Origin of the sequence: Clostridium sp. C8-1-8 (genome assembly GCF_009928445.1) — a bacterium.
Lineage (GTDB): Bacteria > Bacillota > Clostridia > Clostridiales > Clostridiaceae > Clostridium_AR.
In genome coordinates, this window is sequence record NZ_JAABNO010000002.1 from 1 (window position 1) to 18701 (window position 18701).

Annotated in this window: 22 protein-coding genes; all 22 read left to right on the forward strand. The window is 32.0% G+C overall.

Translation table 11 applies throughout. The features are described from left to right. The first annotated feature begins 417 nt into the window (after positions 1-417). The gene (locus tag GXK57_RS01845) at positions 418-804 is read left to right on the forward strand and encodes a DUF1292 domain-containing protein (protein ID WP_160670602.1); all 387 of its coding nucleotides are present in this window, start codon (positions 418-420) and stop codon (positions 802-804) included. A 323-nt stretch (positions 805-1127) separates the two neighbouring features. Beyond that, complete coding sequence (locus GXK57_RS01850; protein ID WP_160670605.1) at positions 1128-1952, forward strand: aminotransferase class IV; 825 nt, start codon at positions 1128-1130, stop codon at positions 1950-1952. 99 nt (positions 1953-2051) lie between these two features. Beyond that, entirely contained in the window at positions 2052-3956 is a 1905-nt protein-coding gene (locus GXK57_RS01855; RefSeq protein WP_160670608.1) for a flagellar assembly protein A, read from the forward strand. Between the two features lie 11 nt (positions 3957-3967). Beyond that, positions 3968-4417, forward strand: coding sequence for a chemotaxis protein CheW (locus tag GXK57_RS01860; RefSeq protein WP_160670610.1), 450 nt, complete (start codon positions 3968-3970; stop codon positions 4415-4417). A gap of 9 nt (positions 4418-4426) precedes the next feature. After that, on the forward strand, positions 4427-4915 hold the full coding sequence (locus tag GXK57_RS01865; protein ID WP_160670613.1) for a chemotaxis protein CheD: 489 nt from the start codon (positions 4427-4429) through the stop codon (positions 4913-4915). 13 nt (positions 4916-4928) lie between these two features. Next, a complete protein-coding gene (locus GXK57_RS01870; RefSeq protein ID WP_160670616.1) occupies positions 4929-5969 on the forward strand; it encodes a chemotaxis response regulator protein-glutamate methylesterase in 1041 nt (346 codons plus the stop codon). Positions 5970-5979: 10 nt separating this feature from the next. Beyond that, positions 5980-6744, forward strand: a complete 765-nt coding sequence (locus GXK57_RS01875; protein WP_160670619.1) for a protein-glutamate O-methyltransferase CheR — start codon at positions 5980-5982, stop codon at positions 6742-6744. Positions 6745-7286: 542 nt separating this feature from the next. Continuing rightward, complete coding sequence (locus GXK57_RS01880) at positions 7287-9335, forward strand: chemotaxis protein CheA (protein WP_160670622.1); 2049 nt, start codon at positions 7287-7289, stop codon at positions 9333-9335. Between the two features lie 20 nt (positions 9336-9355). Further along, positions 9356-9958, forward strand: coding sequence for a chemotaxis protein CheC (locus tag GXK57_RS01885; protein ID WP_160670625.1), 603 nt, complete (start codon positions 9356-9358; stop codon positions 9956-9958). A gap of 15 nt (positions 9959-9973) precedes the next feature. Continuing rightward, positions 9974-10333 carry a response regulator gene (locus GXK57_RS01890; protein ID WP_128212445.1) on the forward strand — a complete coding sequence of 120 codons (360 nt, stop codon included), beginning with the start codon at positions 9974-9976 and terminating at the stop codon, positions 10331-10333. Positions 10334-10349: 16 nt separating this feature from the next. Next, entirely contained in the window at positions 10350-10751 is a 402-nt protein-coding gene (locus GXK57_RS01895) for a chemotaxis protein CheW (RefSeq protein WP_128212446.1), read from the forward strand. 21 nt (positions 10752-10772) lie between these two features. Continuing rightward, positions 10773-11768 carry a flagellar motor switch protein FliM gene (fliM, locus tag GXK57_RS01900; protein WP_160670628.1) on the forward strand — a complete coding sequence of 332 codons (996 nt, stop codon included), beginning with the start codon at positions 10773-10775 and terminating at the stop codon, positions 11766-11768. After that, positions 11761-12945, forward strand: coding sequence for a flagellar motor switch phosphatase FliY (gene fliY, locus GXK57_RS01905; RefSeq protein WP_160670631.1), 1185 nt, complete (start codon positions 11761-11763; stop codon positions 12943-12945). Before fliM ends, fliY begins: the two co-directional genes overlap by 8 nt. A 358-nt stretch (positions 12946-13303) precedes the next feature. Further along, a complete protein-coding gene (locus GXK57_RS01910) occupies positions 13304-13582 on the forward strand; it encodes a flagellar biosynthesis anti-sigma factor FlgM (protein WP_160670634.1) in 279 nt (92 codons plus the stop codon). A 1-nt stretch (position 13583) separates the two neighbouring features. After that, positions 13584-13994, forward strand: a complete 411-nt coding sequence (locus GXK57_RS01915; RefSeq protein WP_160670637.1) for a flagellar protein FlgN — start codon at positions 13584-13586, stop codon at positions 13992-13994. Between the two features lie 14 nt (positions 13995-14008). Beyond that, on the forward strand, positions 14009-15829 hold the full coding sequence (gene flgK / locus GXK57_RS01920) for a flagellar hook-associated protein FlgK (RefSeq protein WP_160670640.1): 1821 nt from the start codon (positions 14009-14011) through the stop codon (positions 15827-15829). 17 nt (positions 15830-15846) lie between these two features. Then, on the forward strand, positions 15847-16842 hold the full coding sequence (gene flgL, locus GXK57_RS01925; RefSeq protein ID WP_160670643.1) for a flagellar hook-associated protein FlgL: 996 nt from the start codon (positions 15847-15849) through the stop codon (positions 16840-16842). A 20-nt stretch (positions 16843-16862) separates the two neighbouring features. Further along, positions 16863-17291, forward strand: a complete 429-nt coding sequence (gene fliW, locus GXK57_RS01930) for a flagellar assembly protein FliW (RefSeq protein WP_160670646.1) — start codon at positions 16863-16865, stop codon at positions 17289-17291. A gap of 1 nt (position 17292) precedes the next feature. After that, positions 17293-17508 (forward strand): carbon storage regulator CsrA, encoded by a 216-nt coding sequence (gene csrA / locus GXK57_RS01935; protein ID WP_160670649.1) that lies wholly within the window; start codon positions 17293-17295, stop codon positions 17506-17508. Positions 17509-17518: 10 nt separating this feature from the next. Then, a complete protein-coding gene (locus GXK57_RS01940) occupies positions 17519-17893 on the forward strand; it encodes a flagellar protein FlaG (protein WP_160670652.1) in 375 nt (124 codons plus the stop codon). 109 nt (positions 17894-18002) lie between these two features. Continuing rightward, on the forward strand, positions 18003-18308 hold the full coding sequence (locus GXK57_RS01945; RefSeq protein WP_160670655.1) for a hypothetical protein: 306 nt from the start codon (positions 18003-18005) through the stop codon (positions 18306-18308). A 9-nt stretch (positions 18309-18317) separates the two neighbouring features. Continuing rightward, positions 18318-18701: a flagellar export chaperone FliS gene (gene fliS, locus GXK57_RS01950; protein WP_160670658.1), complete on the forward strand. Its 384-nt coding sequence runs from the start codon at positions 18318-18320 to the stop codon at positions 18699-18701.

The window sequence follows — 18701 nt, forward strand, 5'->3', positions numbered from 1 at the left end:
TCATTTAATTCTAATTGCTCGCTCATATAGCATCTCCTTCATGACCACTTAATTTAAACAGTTTTCTTAAACATAATTTCTTTATTTAAAATTCAGATGCGCAAAAAATATAGATTATTTGAATTAAAAATATTAGTTTGTTAAAACTATTGAAGAGATAGAGGCTTAAATATTAGGTATTATTGAAATTATATTTGATAAATTAATATATTGGCTATCTTATGCTTTAATGTGCTTGTGACAAGAAATAATATGACTATATCCAGTATTTAGGTGGATTGTGTAGCTTTAAAATAATAATATTTATTATTGAATAAAAAAAGCTTTTATTAATCGCAATATTAGGGTAAAATTAAAACATACTATTTTATTAAAGGAGGTGAATTTCACACATCACTTAGATTGTGTGAATCACATATGTCAGATAAAGAAAAGAATACTTGCGGATGTGGCTGTGGCTGCGAAGAAGATAATAATTTAGAATTAGTAAAAGAAGAAAATACATGTGGTTGCGGCGACGAAGATTGTGGCTGTGAAGATGAAGGCTGTGGATGTGGTCATGACCATGATCACGATCATGAAAGCTTTGTTGTAGACTTAGAAGATGAAAATGGCAACGTAGTTAGTTGTGAAGTTATAGATGCTTTTGAGTATAAAGAAAAAGAATATGTATTAGTTCAAAATCCTAATGACGGATCAGTATACTTATTCAAATCAGAAGGCGAAGAAGGCGAACTTGCTATTCCTGATGATGAAGAATTTGAAGAAGTTACTAAGTATTACGAATCTGAATTAGCTCAATAGGAATAAAAAGGCGGTGTATACCGCCTTTTTTTATATCTAAAAAAGTTGCTGAAGAAGAATCGCTTCAGCAACTTTTTATTCTATATAAAATGCCAGAATTTTTTCACATACGTTCAGAAAAGGCAGATGCGCAAAAATAGTTGAAGAAAGACCACTTCTCCAACTTTTTATCATCACATAATTGTATGGTAATTATTTATTAATATATAATATATATAGGAGTTATTGCTTTAATATGAAAAACATTGAAGGATTTAGTTGCTTCTATGAATTAATTAGGCAGATAACTTCAATCATATTTATTATATAGAGGAGAGTAAAAAATGAGTGAATGTTATTCAAATAAATTTATTTTAAATGGAACATCTAGAGATATAGAAAAGTTTGACGATAATATATTAAAGAGAAAAGGAATAGTCTATGAAGTTATAAGAGTTATAGATGGAGTCCCACTTTTTCTTGAAAAGCATCTTGAAAGAATGAACACATCTTTTTCTTTGATAGGCAAAGAGATAAAGCACACTAAAGAAGAAATTAAAGAACAAATAATGTCACTAATAAAAGAAGTAAATATATTAAACGGCAATGTAAAGCTATTAATAGATTCTGAAAGCGTAGAGAAAAATCTTTTGGTTTACTTTGTTAAACATTCTTATCCTACATTGGAGCAATACAAAGCTGGCGTTAGTACTACACTATTCTTTGGTGAAAGAGAAAATCCAAATGCAAAAATAGTTAACACTAATTTTAGAGAGCAAGTGAATAAGCAAATAGAAAAAGCTGATGCATATGAAGCTATACTTGTTGATAGAGATGGTTTTATAACTGAAGGAAGTAAGTCTAACATCTTTATGGTAAGAGGAAAAGATATATTAACTTCTCCGTTAGAAGATGTTTTGCCAGGGGTTACAAGGGGATCTATTATCGACATATGCAAAGAAAACAACTTTTCTATTAAGGAAGAAAAAGTGTCATATAAGGATATTGTGTTTTTTGATGGTATGTTTATTACAGGAACTTCTCCTAAAATACTTCCTATTTCAAATGTTGATAGAATAATTTTAAATTCGTCAGAAAATGAAATTGTTTTAGCATTAATCGGTTTATATAATAAAAAAATTAATGATTATATAAAAAAATATAAATAGGAAGTTAAATGAAATTATAAGTATCATTAAAAATTAAATTACAATTAAACCTTAATATGGTATACTAAAAGCAACAATTAATGATTGGGGGAGTTATAAATGAATGAATATTTATATGAAGCTTTCACAATTGAAGAATGTATACGGCTAGCTGAAGATGATCTTGGTTTATCCTCTGGCGAGTTTGATTACGAAGTCGTCGAAAAGAAAGGAATGCTTAAAAGAAAGTATAAAATTAAGGTTTTTCCTCATAAAAAAAATGATGGTATTTATGGAACTGTATCTATCAAAAATGGGGTTTTTAAAGTAGTTGATCCTGAAAATCAAGGTACACTTGCTAAAATATATGTTTCAGATAATATTAATCTTTATATTGATGATAAAAAAGTTGAAGATTTTTGTAATATATCCGAAAATAATGTTATAAGGTATGATATCATAAATCAAGAAGCTAAAAGAGAGGTCAATATAGTAACAGCTAATGATAATATGACTGCAGTAGCTTCTGTGAGATATATACCTAAAAGAATATACAAGATACCTGATTCAGATATTACAAAAGTGTTAAAACTTAAAGTGGAATTAGAATACGAGGAATATCCTCCTAAATTTACAGAAGTTGAAATTAAAAAGCTTTTAGCTGAAAGAGGAATTGTAAGTGGTCTAATTCTTGACAATCTAAAACAACTATGTTCTGGTAATACTGAAAATGAAGTGTTAGTGGCAGAAGGAAAACGAGAAAGAGAAACCATTCAAGATGAAATAACCTTGCTTTTTAAAGGCAAAGGTATCAGAACAATTGATGACAATGAGAAGGTTGACTTTAGAAATATGAACTATACTCCTAATGTAGCAGAAGATGAAATTATAGCAGTTATAAAAAAAGGCGAAGAGGGTAAACCTGGTATAGATATTTATGGTAAGATTATTAAAGTTGAACCATATAAGGAACTAAAATTAACTGTAGGTGATGGCTGCAAACTAGATGGAAGTAATGTTATTGCTTGTATTGATGGCAGGCCAGAGTTCAAGAACAATATTATTACTGTTAATAGAATATATGAAGCAACCTCAGACGTAAATATGGCTAGTGGAAATTTGACCTTTACTGGAGATATACATATTGGCGCAAGTGTAAGCCAAGGTATGACTATTAAGGCCGGAAAATCAGTAAGCATTGATGGGGCTGTGGATGGATCTCATATTATTTCTGGTGACTCTACAGTAATCAATGGAAATATAATTGGTTCTACTATTGAAGCTGGTGGAAAAGACTTTTTAGTACAACAGCAAATTGAAGCTTTAAATGAGCTTAAACAATCAATAGTAAACCTTAGTAGTACCGTGTTAGAAATAAAAGAGCACAATCTATTAGGAGCAGATAGAACCGATGGTGAAATAATAAAGGTTTTGATAGAAAATAAATTTAAGAATATTATCACCAATTCGCTGAATATAATAAGGCTTTTTTCTAAGGGCGATGAAGTTTCAAAAACCTTAAGTAGATTGGTTAGGCAGATGCTTATAGGTCTAGGACCAACTACTATAAAACACTATAGTGAGTTGGACAAACTAGTGGTTTTATCAGAGAACTTAATTAAAGGTCTAGAACGCAGTATAAATGTACCAGCTGATATAATTATTAATTACTGCCAAGATTCTACAATAAGTTCATCTGGGAGTATATACATAAATGGTAAAGGTCAGTACATATCACACTTAACTTGTAGTGGAAGTATAATTTTCACTCAAAATGGAAGTGTATCTAGAGGTGGATATCTTAAAGCTGAAACAGAAATAAGATGTAAAACTATTGGTAGTACTGGTGGTGTTAAAACTAAAGCTTCTGTAGCAAAAGGAGGACATATATATGCAGATATTGCATATCATAATACCATTTTTGCAATAGGAGAAAGAGAAATAATTTTAGACGAACCTTCAAGGAATCTTCATGTATACATGGATGACCTTGGAGATATAATAATAGATAAGCTTCGTTTATAAGGGGGATTACAATGGCTAACAAAGAAATTAAATTACTTATTTTCAGTTTGAATGGAGAACATTATGCAACAAACATCATGGATGTAGAAAGAATATTAGGTTATGAAGCGCCTACAGGACTTCCAGATGCACCTAATTTTGTGGATGGAGTTATTAACTATGAGGATAGCATTCTTCCTATAGTAAATCTATCTAAGAAGTTTGGTTTTGCTACAAAGCTTAATTTGGCTGAAACAAAGATTATAGTGGTTAAAGAAAGTGGCTCTAAGATAGGTATTATAGTAGATAACGTATATGAAGTAAAAGATGTTGAGGTCGATTTAATAGAAAACCCACCAGCGATAGCATCAAATATTTCTAGAAGATATATAAAAGGACTGATAAGGTTAAAAGATAACATAGTAATCCTGTTAGATTTATCTAAAATCTTAACAGAGGAAGAAAAAAGCAAATTGCTATAAGGTGGTTCTATGATAGATGCAGAAATCAAAGTAGGTATTGCTGATTTAAATACAGTAAAATATCCAGATAAGATAATGACTATCGGACTTGGGTCTTGCGTAGGTATAGCAGTATATGATAAGGTCAAACAATTTGGTGGGTTATCACATATTATGCTTCCTGATTCTACTCAGTTTAAGGATGTAAAAAATCCTTACAAATTTGCAGATTTAGCAATACCTATTCTAATTGATAAGATGGAGAAGTTAGGCTGTCAAAGGAGAAACTTGATTGTTAAGATCGCAGGTGGAGCATCCATGTTTAATTTTTCCGATAAAAGTATGATAAGTGATATTGGAAAAAGAAATGGAGAAGCAGTAGAAAAAGCTCTTAAAGCTATGCAGCTTTCTGCGGTAGCCTCGCACTTAGGAGGCAATAAAGGAAGAACAATGGTTTTAGATTCAAAAACTGGTAAGGTAATAATAAAGATTGTAGGACAAGGTATTATAGAACTTTAATGGAGTGATAATCTTGAATAAAATAAAAGTTATGGTAGTAGACGATTCTGCACTTATGAGAAAGATAATTTCTGACATGATAAATGAAGAGACAGATATGGAAGTTATAGCTACAGCAAGAAATGGTGAGGAGTTCGTTGAGAAGGTAGGAGGTTATAATCCAGATGTAATTACCTTAGATGTAGAAATGCCAAAGATGGATGGCATAACTGCATTGAAAAAGCTTAAGCTCACTAACAGAAATGCAAAAGTTATAATGCTTAGCAGTTTAACAACCAGTTCATCAAGAACTACATTAGATTGTTTAGATGCTGGTGCAGCTGACTTTGTTTCTAAGCCATCAGGCTCCATATCACTAGACATAAATAAAGTTAAATTAGAACTTGTACATAAAATAAGAGCAGTAGCATCAATAAAAAAATCATTATTTGATTTTAAGGTGGAAAAGAAAGAACCAGCAAGATATGTGACAAATACTAGAGCAACCGGCAAGATTGAAGCTGTAGTAATTGGTGCCTCAACTGGAGGTCCAAGAGCTTTACAAACTGTGCTAACAGAGCTTCCTGGAGATTTAGGTGTTCCAGTATTAGTAGTACAGCATATGCCAGCAGGATTCACAAAGACTTTCGCAGAAAGACTAAACAATCTCTGTAACCTTAAGGTGGTTGAGGCTGAAAATAATATGAATATCGAGAAAAATGTAATATATATAGCACCAGGTGGATTTCATATGGAGGTTTCAAAAGATAGAAAGATATCTTTAAATCAAGAACCTAGCATATGGGGAGTAAGACCAGCTGTAGATAAATTGTTCCATAGTTCAGCTGCTGTATATGGGAAAAATCAATTATCTGTTGTGCTTACAGGAATGGGCAAAGATGGAGCTCAAGGTACAGTATCTATAAAGAATGCAGGTGGACATACTATTTCTGAGGATGAATCAACTTGTACTATATATGGTATGCCAAAAGCTACATTTGAAACAGGAAAAGTAGATGAAGTATTACCTTTAGGATATGTAGCAAAAAAAATAGTAACATTAGTGAAAGGATAATAGGTGAGTTATGGATTTCAATCAGTTTCATCAGTGGGTACACAAGGAACTTGGAATAAATTTGTCAGCATATAAACCAACTCAGCTAAACAGAAGAATTGATAGCTTAATGACAAGATTAGGCGTTAAATCTCTAGAGGAATATACAAAACTCATAAAAACTGATAAAGACCACAGACAAAAGTTTTTAGACTTCATAACTATAAATGTTACAGAGTTTTTTAGAAATCCAGAGCTTTTTGAAGAGCTTGAAGGTATTTTGAAAAAGGAAGTAGCATCTAATAACAGTCTTAAGATATGGAGTGCTGCTTGTTCTATAGGATGTGAACCTTATTCTATTTCTATGATTTTGAATAATATCAGTCCAACTGGTAGACATAAGATAATTGCAACTGATATTGACAATACAATACTTACAAAGGCTAAACTTGGTGAGTATACTGACAATGAAATGAAAAATGTAAAGCAAAAAGAATTAGATAAATATTTCAAAAAAGTAAAAGATAAATATTATATAGATCAAAGCGTTAAAAACATGATTACTTTTAAGAAACATGATCTTATACTTGATAGCTATGAGAATAATTTTGACTTAATTGTATGTAGAAATGTAGTAATTTACTTTAATGTGGATGTAAAAAATGATATATATAAGAGATTTGCAGCTTCGCTTAAAAAAGGCGGACTACTTTTCGTAGGAGCTACAGAGAGTATATATAACTATAAAGACTTCGGCTTTGAAAAAGCTTCTACTTTTATCTATAGAAAGTTATAATATATCAATGCACTTATAACAATAATAATAAATAGGTAGAAATTTGTAGGATTATGACTAAAATAGCTTTTAATATGATGATAAATTATATAAAATAGTTAATAGAATTATTTGCTATAAAGAAATATAACCTTTTATACGATTATTAAAGTGTACATAATCAATAACATTCATATTTTAATTTAGACAATAAGTTTTGTGAAAATAAAATAGTTTATTAGAAATGATTTATTAAAAGTAACAATCTGTGAAACTAGAAGATTATAACACAGTGACTTAAATAAAATATACTTTCACAGAATTGCAGAAGCCACAACAAATATACTTGTTATGTGCTTGGAAGAATAACAGGAGACATGACAAGTAATAATTGTTGTGTGCCAATAAGGAATACAGGAGGCGCAACAATTAATAATTGTTGTGTGCTAAAAAGGAATACAGGAGGCGTAACAATTAATAATTGTTACGTGCTAAAAAGGAATACAGGAGGCATAACAATTAATAATTGTTATGTGCTTCGGAGAATAACAGGAGGGATAATTATGGACACATCTCAATATCTTTCAATGTTCTTAGAAGAGTCCATGGACAATTTACAGACTCTAAATGAATCTCTACTTGACTTGGAACAAAAGCCAGATGATATTGATAAGTTAAATGAAATATTTAGAGTAGCACATACTATAAAAGGTATGGCTGCAACTATGGGATTTAGCGATATTGCAGAACTTACACATAAAATGGAAGATGTACTCTCAAAGTTTAGAGAAGGGGAACTTAAGGTTACTCAAAATGTTGTTACTGTTCTTTTCGATTGCTTAGATACTCTTGAAAGAATGGTCAACAATATCTCTGAAGGTATAGAGGAAAAGGTTGACATAGAAAAGATAATGAAGGATTTGCATGACATAAGTTCTAATGAGCAACAAGAAGCGCCTTCAGAAGCTGTAGAAGAAGTAGTAGCAGTTCAGAATGCTGATTCTTCAAGTTACATAATAGACATCAATGAATATGATGTTAATGTAATTAAACAAGCTCATGAAAAGGGTTATAAAGCCATAAGAGTATTTATAGCGCTTAGTGAAAATACTTTACTTAAGTCGGCTAGAGCTTTCTTGATATTTAAAGAATTAGAAGAGCATGGAGAAGTAATAAAATCCTATCCTTCTACAGAAGATATAGAAAATGAAAATTTTGATTTTACTATAGAACTTATTGTAATTACAACCTTAGAAACTAGTGAAATTGAAAAAATTGTAGAAAATATTTCAGAAGTGGATAAAGTTTCCGTAGAAGAAGTCGAATTAAAAATAGATAAGGTAAATGAAGTTGCAATAACTAAAGAAGAAGTTAATACAGTTAAAGTAGATGAAACGTCAAAGACAGTGGCTCCTAAGCCTATAGTTACAAATAAGCCAAAAGCTGAAGAAAAGAAGAGCGGAAATGCAGCTCCTCAAAAGAAGGTTCATCAATCAGTAAGAGTTGACTTAGAGAGATTAGATAAACTAATGAACATGGTTTCAGAGTTAGTTATTCACAGAACTAGATTAGAGCAGATCAGCACAAGTTATAGAGCGCCAGAATTGAATGAAACTCTAGAACAAGTTGCTAGAACTACTTCTGACTTACAAGATCTTGTAATGAAGATCAGAATGCTTCCTCTAGAAGTTGTGTTCAATAGATTCCCAAGAATGATAAGAGATTTATCTGTAGAGCTTAATAAAGATATTAACTTCATAGTAGAAGGTCAAGATACAGAGCTTGATAGAACTGTAATTGATGAAATTGGAGAACCGTTAATACATTTACTTAGAAATGCTGCTGATCATGGTATAGAAAGCAAAGAAGACAGAGCAAAATCAGGAAAAGACCTTATGGGAACTGTCAAACTTTCTGCATACCAAGAAGGAACAAAGGCAGTAATTAGGGTAGAAGACGATGGTGCTGGTATAGATGTAGAAAAAGTTAGACGTAAAGCTGAAAAAATAGGTATAAACACTGAGGGAATGACTGAAAATGATATAAAGAATTTAATTTTCTCTCAAGGCTTTAGTACTAATGAAGTTGTTACTGATATATCAGGAAGAGGCGTGGGTATGGATGTTGTTAAAACAAAAATATCTGCACTTGGAGGAACCGTTGATGTAGTTAGTGAAATAGGCAAAGGTTCAAGCTTCATAATAAGATTACCTTTGACACTTCAAATAATTCAAGCGTTGCTTGTTAAAGTTGGAGAAGAAACACTTGCTATATCTCTTGGATTTATAGACAGAGTTATCGATTATAAAGAAGAGAATATTAAGAAAACCAATGGAAGAGAAGTTATAGTTTATAGAGATAATGTAATACCTCTAATAAGACTTAATGAAACTTTACAAATTGACACTAGCAAAAAAGATAAGAATTTTATTATAATAGTTAAGGTCGGAGATAAAGTGGTTGGTCTTTTAGTTGATTCATTACTAGGTCAACAGGAAATAGTAATAAAACCTTTAGGAAAGACTCTTGAAGGACTAAAAGAGTATATAGGAGCAACAATACTTGGTAATGGTCTTGTTACACTTATACTTGATGTAGGTGCTTTAATTTAGAGCCTAGAAGGAGGATTGTGATGGATTATACGCAATTAAGTGCACTTCAGCTGGATGCCCTTAGGGAAGTAAGCAATATTGGTGCGGGAAATGCTGCCACAGCTCTTTCTCAATTGCTAAATAGAAAAATTGACATGACAGTTCCAAATGTTAAAGTAATAGATTTTATGGATATTTATAACTTTATCTCAGAAGAAGAACTTGTGGCCGCAGTATTAGTCAAAGTTCTAGGAGATACGCCAGGGAATATATTATTTGTATTTGAAAAATCGACAGCTTCTAATATAATAGAAGTGTTGACTGGAATGAAAGAAGACGATTTTAGTGAAATGGGAAGTTCTGTTTTATGTGAGATAGGTAACATTATCTCCGCAGCATATATGAATGCTATTGCAAGACTTACAAATTTGAATATCATGCCATCAGTACCAGCTGTGGCCTTTGATATGCTCAGTGCAATTTTAAGTGCTACATTTGTAGAGTCAGCACAGTATTCAGATAATGTATTGGAAATTGAAACAATGCTATTAGGCGAAGATGCAGAAAATATAGGTGGACATTTTTATTTTGTTCCTAATCCTGGATCTTTAGAAAAAATATTAAATTCAATAGGTGTAATATAGATAGGGGGATTCTAAATGGCTAGAGTATTAATTGTTGATGACGCAGCATTTATGAGAATGATGATAAAGGATATTCTTGAAAAGAATGGATTTGAAGTTGTAGGTGAAGCAAGCAATGGAATTAAAGCTGTTGAACTTTACAAAAAGGAAAAACCAGATGTTGTAACTATGGATATAACAATGCCTGATATGGATGGTATTGAAGCTGTAAAGAACATAAAAGCATTTGATCCAGCAGCAAAGGTAATAATGTGTAGTGCAATGGGTCAACAAGGCATGGTTATGGATGCTATAAGAGCAGGCGCAAAAGACTTTATCGTAAAACCATTCCAAGCAGACAGAGTACTGGAAGCAATAAAAAAGGCAATCGGCTAAATGAGGGGGCATGAAAATGCAAGTTGTTGTATTTAAGATTAGTGATGAACTTTTTGCTGTAGAAACAGCAAAGGTTCTGAGTATTACTGATATGACCGAGGTAACAAAAGTTCCTAAAGCCCCAGTCCATATAAGAGGACTAATAAATCTTAGAGGTAGCATAATACCACTATTAGACATAAATCTACTATTAAACATACCAAAGTCTCTAAAGGATCAAAGTAATATAATCATATTAAATGTTGATGATGAGCAGGTTGGTATATCAGTAGATGAAGTGGAAGAAGTGCTAGAAATTGATGAAAAGCTACTTCAAAAACTTGAAAATGAAAGATATCAAAGCTATGTTAAAGGTATAGTGAATTTTGATGATAAACTAGTTACATTAGTAGATATAAATAAAATACTAAAATTTTAATTAGTGAAGTGAGGTAAGAGTATGGCAGATGTATTATCACAAAGTGAAATAGACGCCCTATTGTCTGCCTTGTCTGCTGGAGAACTTGAGCCAGATGAATTGCAAAAAGATGAAGAAAAGCAAAAAGTTAAGGTCTATGACTTTAGAAGTCCTCAGAAGTTTTCTAAAGAACATATAAGGACTCTTGAGCTTATACATGATAATTTTGCAAGAATAATATCTAATTTTCTTACTGCTCAGGTGAGGAAAAATACAAAGGTTAATATAGAAAATATTGAGCAGGTAACCTATGAAGAATTTATTCATAGTGTATCTAATCCTACTACGTTGCTTTTGTTTAAGATGCCACCATTAAATGGTTCAATTCTCTTTGAGATGAATCCAAGTTTCTCCTTTCAAGTAATTGATATACTGCTTGGAGGAACTGGAGAGCGAAGACATGTAAGTAAAGAATTCACTGATATAGACAAAAATATCATAATACAAGTAGCTACAGGGTTACTATCCAATTTGAAGCTTGCTTGGGAAGATATTTTAGAAGTGGATATCGAAGTAGAAAGCTTAGAAACTAATCCTGCTCTTAATCAAACTCTGGCTCCAAATGAACCAGTTGCGCTTATAACATTCTCTGTAGAAATGGGTAAAAGCAATACTTTTATAAATCTTTGTATTCCTTACCTAAGTATAGAGAAGTTACTAGATAAGTTAGTTATGCAAAACTGGTTCCAGCCAGATGCTGATGAAGATAGAGAGCATACAAGAGAAGACTTGAAAAAGAGATTAGATTCTGTAGACGTTAATCTTATGGTTGAGCTTGGTAGTACAGAAGTTAGTGTAGATGAATTCTTAAGACTAGTAAAAGGCGATGTCATTAAGCTTGATAATAAATATAATAGCCCTGTAAAAGTAATTGTTGAAGATGAAGAATGTTACCTGGCTAAACCAGGTATTGTAGGCAAGAATATGGGAATAGCCATACTAGACGTTATAGGTAAGGATGTGGAAGATTATGAGTAATGGATTTCTTACACAAGAAGAAATAGATTCTTTGTTGAATGGTCCATCAACACCAGCAGAGTCCACAACAGGTAACACTGAAGAGGGTATAACAGATATTGATAAAGATCTGTTAGGTGAGATAGGAAATATTTCAATGGGGTCGGCTTCTACAGCTCTATCCCAAATAATTAATCAATCTGTTAATATTACTACACCAGTAGTAAGTACTACTACATTGGGAGAGCTAAAAGAGCAGTTCCATATACCTAATATAGTTCTTGAAGTTGAATATACTTCAGGTATATTAGGAAAGAATATATTAATAATGCAAATTAATGATGCTGCAGTAATAGCAAATCTAATGATGGGCGGAGATGGTACTGTAAGTACTACAGAGCTGTCAGAGATAGAGCTTAGTGCAGTTCAAGAAGCTATGAATCAAATGATTGGATCAGCAGCAACTTCAATGGCTACTATGTTTGCTAGAGAAGTAAATATATCTCCACCTATTTCTAAAACTTGGGATGAAGAAAATGAACCAGTTTCAGAAGGTATTGGAGAAGATGATCCCTTAGTTAAAGTATCATTTAAGTTAACTATAGGTGATTTAGTAGATAGTAATATAATGCAGTTACTACCTTTGAAAACTGCTAAAAAGATTGTTTCTATAATGATGGGAGAAGAGCAGCAAGCAGAGCCAGCTCCAGTGCAAGAGAACAAAGCACCAGAAAGAGCACCTCAACAAGAAACAAGAGCAGCTAGCAATGCAGCACCTACATATTCTGCACCATCTGATACATATCATAATAATGATAATTATGGAGGCAATAATAACTATGTTCAAGAAAAACCAATATATCAAGAACATAGACCTCCTGTAGAAGTACATCAAGCTTCTTTTGATAATTTATCAGCTAATCCGTCTGGACCAGCACATAAGAATATAGACTTAATTTTAGATGTTCCACTAGAAATATCTGTAGTACTAGGAAGAACTAAGAAAAGTATAAAAGATATTTTATCCTTAAGTAATGGATCACTTGTTGAACTGGATAAAGTTGCAGACGAACCTGTAGAAATCTTAGTAAATGGCAAGAGAGTTGCTTTTGGTGAAGTAGTGGTAGTTGATGAAAACTTTGGTGTTAGAATAACAAGTATTGTCAGCAATGCAGAGAGAATAAAATCGCTGAGGTGATAAAAAGCACATTCCTGAATATGGCAGGAAGGTGCTTTTTGCTCTTTTTTAATATAAATGCTTAAGCAACTTTAAAGTATAGTGCTGAAATTAAGTGGTCAGTAATCCGATGCTTGGAGGAGCTTACGCAAAGAATTAATAAAATTAATAGATTTAGGAAATAATATAAATGTTAAAAAAGTGTTAACAAATTATGAAGTTTTCTAACAGGTTCAGAATAAGAGGTAAGAAGTAAAAAAGTTAAGTTAAAATACATTAAAATTATAGAAATTTTTTACAAAACCATAAAGTAAGGCTAAACTAATTTATTGTATATACGATAATAGAAGTAGTGAATATAGTACAGTGGAGGTAGGTTATGAATATTAAAGGAGTAGGTTCAACAAGAAACGTAATTGATATATATCATAACAATAAAGTAAAAACTGCTCAGAAAGCTGAGAGTGTTAAGCAAGATAGTATAGAGATTTCTGGTGCAGCTAAAGCGTTAAGTAGTTTTTCATTAGGAGATGATGTAATGCCTAGAAGTGAAAAAGTAGAAGCTTTAAGAATGCAGGTAGCTAATGGAACTTATAAGCCAAACAATGATCTAACAGCTAAAGCTATGATCGATTCTATAAGAGAAGGAAGGGTTTAATATGTACGAAGAGCTTATTAATATAATAGACAGAGAAAAGGAAGTGATTAATAAGCTTCTTTCGTTACTAGATGAGCAGTACAAATGTCTATTAAATAAAGATGTATTTGGATTAGATGCAGTTGCTGAGAAAATACAAGGTTGCAACAAAGAAGTAGCAGAGCAAGAAGTTGCAAGAAGAAGGCTTGTAGGCAGTAATTCTATGAGAGAAGTTGTGTTCTCATCTGGTGATGATGTATTAGAAGAAAGTTATAGAGGTATCTTAAAACTTTTAGAAGCAGTTAGGCTTCAGAAGGATACTAATGATTTGTTAATAAAACAACAACTCTCATACACTAATCAAATGCTAAATTATATAAATCCTAATAGAGGGACAAAAACTTATAATTCCTATGGGAAAATGACTAAGTAACAGGGGGAGAAAATATGTCAGGTTTATTTTCTACATTTAATATAGCAAAAAGCGGTATGTCTGTTCAGCAAAAGGCAATAGATGTAACGTCACATAATATATCCAATGCCAATACTGCAGGGTACTCTAGACAGAGGGCAAATATTGAAACTACAAGACCTCAATCTCTTGGAGGTATGGAAGCTGGGCAGCTAGGAACAGGGGCTCAAGTATCTACAGTAGAAAGAATAAGAGATACTTTCTTAGACTATCAGGTTAGAAATGAAACGAGTATATCAGGTCAATATAACACAAGAAATACTTTTTTAAGCCAGATTGAAGATGTGTTTACAGAACCATCTGATACTGGTATATCTACACTTATGGGGAAGTTTTTTGATTCATGGCAACAGTTGTCCAAGCAGCCTCAGAGCTCCAATGCAAGAACAGTAGCTGTTCAGCAGACTGTAGCACTTACAGATTCTTTAAATCATGCTTATACACAGCTTAAAGATTTAAAGAACAACGCCCAAAGTCTTATAAAAAATACAGTTACTGATATGAACAGTACTTTAAATCAAATAGGTCAATTAAATAAGGAAATAATAAGTGTTAAAAATGCTGGTGATACTCCTAATGATCTTATGGACAAGCGAGATCTTTTAATAGATCAGTTATCTAGTAAGTTTAACTTAAATATAGATAGAAAACAATTTGAAGGAATAAATCTTAAACCAGCTGATACCAATGGTATGAAAGCTCCAGAACTAGTAAAAGCTGATGGAGACACAAATGTTGCAAGATTTTCATATATAAATAGTATTGAAAAAGATCCTACAGATGATAGTGGAACAACTTATAAAATAACTTATTACAAGCTTGGAAATATGGACAATGAAAAGAATAAGCAAACTCTTACCTTGAAGAATGTTAGTGCCGATCAAGCAAAGCAGATAGACGAAACAAGAGTTCTTTGGTCAAGTAGTGATGGAACTGCGACTTTAGCAGATGGTTATCCTATAAAAGACGGATCAACCATAGACATACAAGAACTTAAGTTATTTACACCTTCTACAGGAGAAGTTAAAGGTAATATAACTATACAGCAAGATATAGATAACTATATAGATCAAGTAAATAAACTTGCAAAATCCATAGCCTTTACAGTAAATGCGGTACATAGTGGTATGACAAGTGCTACAAGCAAAGGGTATCCAGATAAGGATTATATGCCTTTATTTGTAAACAAGTCTGTAGCTAGATACGGTATTGGTGGGGATATGATGAATCTTGATGACATATTAAAAGGTGAACAAGATATAACTGCTGAGAATATATCGGTAAATAAAGCAATTATTAGTGATGTTATGCAATTGAAGACAAAAACTAGGGATTCAAACTATGCCTATGCTTCACAAAATACTGTTGATGGTGAAGGTGATGGAGCTAGAGCTCTTGCTATAGCACAGCTTAAGAACAGCTTAATAGCTATACAAGATGTTGGATCTACTGTTAATACAAGAGCAGATTTATTTGATCCATCAAAGGGTAAAGCAGTACTAAAGAATAATGGACTAGAGGTCGAAAATAATAATAACGGGACTACTTTAGAAGCATATTTTAAGGATGGAATAGATAAGTTAGGTGTACAAGCTCAAGAAGCATCAAGAATGGTAACTAACCAGCAGCAACTTTTAGATTCGCTTAATCAAACAAAAGATAGTGTTTCTGGAGTATCACTTGATGAAGAAATGGCAAACCTGGTGCAATTTCAACATGCTTATAGTGCTAACGCAAAAGTTATTGCAACAGTGGACGAGCTTCTTGATGTAGTTGTAAACGGACTAAAGAGATAGAAAAGGGGTATATATAAATGAGAGTTACTAATAGAATGTTGTCAAACAACTTTTTAAGTGATATGAGAACAAATCTTAATAATATGAAAACTCTTCAATCTCAATTATCCTCAGGTAAGGAGATAAGAAGACCGTCAGACGATCCTTTTAAGACTGCAAGAATAATGCAGCTTAATACAGATATATCAGCAAATAAGCAATACAATGAAAATATTAGTGATACTATAAACTGGCTAGATGCTACAGATACTTCTTTGGATCAGGTTACTCAAAGTTTTCAAAGAATAAGAGAGCTTGTAATATCCTCAGGAAATTCAGCTTATGGTTCAGATGAAAGAAGAGCAATAAAAGATGAATTAAATCAAAAGGTATCTGAAATATCTCAGATTCTTAACGCGAATTTCGATGGTAAATATGTTTTTGGAGGTAGCAAAGTAACTTCAAAACCTTTAGGTGTAAAGGATATTGATGCCAACGGAAACAAAGGCTTATTTTTCGCAGGAAAAGATGGTGAGGAGCTTTCCTTAAATTCACCAGATATAATAATGTCAAGTCAGATGGATATGATAAAGCAAAAGCTTCCTGTAGAAGTATCGCAAGGTGTAACTATGGACTACAATGTTAGTGCCTATGATGTATTAAATTTCACTAGCGAAAAAGGAAAGCAAATAAATGTGAGTAATTTGTTGAATAATATAATTAGTAACTTAGATTCTAAATCTCCTGATGCACAAGGTAAGCTTACTGGAGAAAACTTAGAAGATTTAACTTCAGCAGCAAGTAATATACTAAAGATTAGAGCTGAAGTAGGTGCAAAGCAGAACAGAATGGATTCTGCTAAGGATAAAAATACAGAAGAAAATTATAATTTAACTGAAGTATTGTCAAATACAGAAGATATAGATATAACACAGAAAACAATGGAGTATAGCACTATGCAGACTGTATACATGGCTTCGCTTCAGACAAGTGCAAAAATAATTCAACCTTCTCTTATGGATTATTTGAGATAGGTATATTGGAGGGGATATTGATGAAACTTGAGACTAAATACCATGGGATTTTAAATTATGGAGAAGAAGATATAATTACTTTTTCAAAGGGACTGCCTGGACTTCAGGATTTAAATAAATTTATACTTATAGACTTCGAAGAAAATCCGGTTTTTAAAATTCTTCACTCTATAGAAAATGAAGAGATAGGATTGGTCGCAGTTTCACCCTTTGATTTTATAAGTGATTATGAGTTTGAACTTAGAGATTCTGTAGTTGAAAGACTTAAGATAAAGGACTCAAATGAAATACTTGTGTTAAATACTGTGACCTTAAGTTCTAAAGTAGAAAATATTACGACTAACTTAAAAGCGCCTATAATAATAAATACAAATTTAAAGCTTGGGGAACAAATAATCTTAGATAATGAAAAGTATAAGATAAAGCATCCTCTACTAAGGAGTGAGTAATATGTTGGTGCTAACTAGAAAAAAAGGTCAGTCGATACTTATTGGTGACAACATTGAAATTTCAGTAATAAAACTTGATGACGGAAGTGTTAAACTAGCGATAAATGCTCCCAAGGAGCTAAGTATCTTAAGAAAAGAACTTGTTAAGGAAGTTGAAAACGAAAATAAAAATGCTACTGTAGTAGATTTGAGTGTGCTAAAAAATCTCAAAAAATAGAGGTGTATGTATGGAGATAAGAGTTAATCAGACGACTAGTACTCAGAGTAATATGGATCTAACTAGTCAACCCAAAGCTATAACAACTGATATAACTGTACAGGAAGATAAAAAGATTACGGATAATCAACAATCTATAGATACAAAAGATAACGGTGAACATAGAGATATAAAGAAAGCAGTGGATAAATTAAATAAGTTTCTTGAAGAAGATAATGCTCATGCAGTATATGAGATGCACGATAAATTTAAGAATGATCTTATGATAAAGATTGTTGATAACCAAACAAAAGAGGTGCTGATGGAAGTACCTCCTAAAAAGATTTTGGACATGGTTGCCAAGCTATGCGAAATGGTAGGCGTAGTATTTGATAAAAAAGCATAACTAAAAATTTTTATAGGGTGGAAATAAGATTAAAATTATATAGGTTTTATCTTATTAGATTTTAATACTATAGATTTATTCTTCTTAAAACCCTTTAGGAGGAATCTATATGGAATTTAAATTAAATAAAATAGATACCGACCTAAGAGAAAAACTTCAAGAACAAACTAGGGATGGTAAGGTTCATTCTAAGGATGGAATAAAAATTGAAACACAAATTGATAGCTATAAATATAGAGAACCTAGTAAAGAGAAAAAGAAAGACAAGCACAAGGAGTCTTTTAAGGAAGTAATAAAAGAGCAAAAAACTGTGACTGTAGAAGGTTACAAACCAGAAGAAATTCATGTTGAAGTAACTAAGGAAAAAGACTCCAAAGAAAACTATAGAGGAATATTTATAGATGTTAAAAAATAGGAGGATATTATGTACGGAGCAAATGGATATAATGTATATAAAAATAATAGTGTAAACTATGCATCCAAAGGACAACTATTACTAATGCTAGTAGATGGAGCTGTAAAATACTCAAAAATAGGAAGACAAGCTATAATAGATAAAGATATAAAAAAAGCTCATGAGAACATTACAAGAACTGAAGATATATTTACAGAGCTAATGGTTAGCTTAGATCAAAATGCAGGTGAGTGGGCAAAACAAATTTTCGCAGTTTATGAATTCATAAAATATCAGTTAATGCAAGCTAATATTAAGAAGGATGTTGCCATAATGGATGAAATAATTCCATTAATTGAAGACATAAGAGATACATGGTATGAAGCTGATAAGCTCGCAAAGGTAGCTAGATAA

Coding starts and splice junctions, on each gene's coding strand:
- GXK57_RS01845 (WP_160670602.1), top strand. CDS start 418: ATGTCAGATAAAGAAAAGAATACTTGCGGATGTGGCTGTGGCTGCGAA.
- GXK57_RS01850 (WP_160670605.1), top strand. CDS start 1,128: ATGAGTGAATGTTATTCAAATAAATTTATTTTAAATGGAACATCTAGA.
- GXK57_RS01855 (WP_160670608.1), top strand. CDS start 2,052: ATGAATGAATATTTATATGAAGCTTTCACAATTGAAGAATGTATACGG.
- GXK57_RS01860 (WP_160670610.1), top strand. CDS start 3,968: ATGGCTAACAAAGAAATTAAATTACTTATTTTCAGTTTGAATGGAGAA.
- GXK57_RS01865 (WP_160670613.1), top strand. CDS start 4,427: ATGATAGATGCAGAAATCAAAGTAGGTATTGCTGATTTAAATACAGTA.
- GXK57_RS01875 (WP_160670619.1), top strand. CDS start 5,980: ATGGATTTCAATCAGTTTCATCAGTGGGTACACAAGGAACTTGGAATA.
- GXK57_RS01880 (WP_160670622.1), top strand. CDS start 7,287: ATGGACACATCTCAATATCTTTCAATGTTCTTAGAAGAGTCCATGGAC.
- GXK57_RS01885 (WP_160670625.1), top strand. CDS start 9,356: ATGGATTATACGCAATTAAGTGCACTTCAGCTGGATGCCCTTAGGGAA.
- GXK57_RS01890 (WP_128212445.1), top strand. CDS start 9,974: ATGGCTAGAGTATTAATTGTTGATGACGCAGCATTTATGAGAATGATG.
- GXK57_RS01895 (WP_128212446.1), top strand. CDS start 10,350: ATGCAAGTTGTTGTATTTAAGATTAGTGATGAACTTTTTGCTGTAGAA.
- fliM (WP_160670628.1), top strand. CDS start 10,773: ATGGCAGATGTATTATCACAAAGTGAAATAGACGCCCTATTGTCTGCC.
- fliY (WP_160670631.1), top strand. CDS start 11,761: ATGAGTAATGGATTTCTTACACAAGAAGAAATAGATTCTTTGTTGAAT.
- GXK57_RS01910 (WP_160670634.1), top strand. CDS start 13,304: ATGAATATTAAAGGAGTAGGTTCAACAAGAAACGTAATTGATATATAT.
- GXK57_RS01915 (WP_160670637.1), top strand. CDS start 13,584: ATGTACGAAGAGCTTATTAATATAATAGACAGAGAAAAGGAAGTGATT.
- flgK (WP_160670640.1), top strand. CDS start 14,009: ATGTCAGGTTTATTTTCTACATTTAATATAGCAAAAAGCGGTATGTCT.
- flgL (WP_160670643.1), top strand. CDS start 15,847: ATGAGAGTTACTAATAGAATGTTGTCAAACAACTTTTTAAGTGATATG.
- fliW (WP_160670646.1), top strand. CDS start 16,863: ATGAAACTTGAGACTAAATACCATGGGATTTTAAATTATGGAGAAGAA.
- csrA (WP_160670649.1), top strand. CDS start 17,293: ATGTTGGTGCTAACTAGAAAAAAAGGTCAGTCGATACTTATTGGTGAC.
- GXK57_RS01940 (WP_160670652.1), top strand. CDS start 17,519: ATGGAGATAAGAGTTAATCAGACGACTAGTACTCAGAGTAATATGGAT.
- GXK57_RS01945 (WP_160670655.1), top strand. CDS start 18,003: ATGGAATTTAAATTAAATAAAATAGATACCGACCTAAGAGAAAAACTT.
- fliS (WP_160670658.1), top strand. CDS start 18,318: ATGTACGGAGCAAATGGATATAATGTATATAAAAATAATAGTGTAAAC.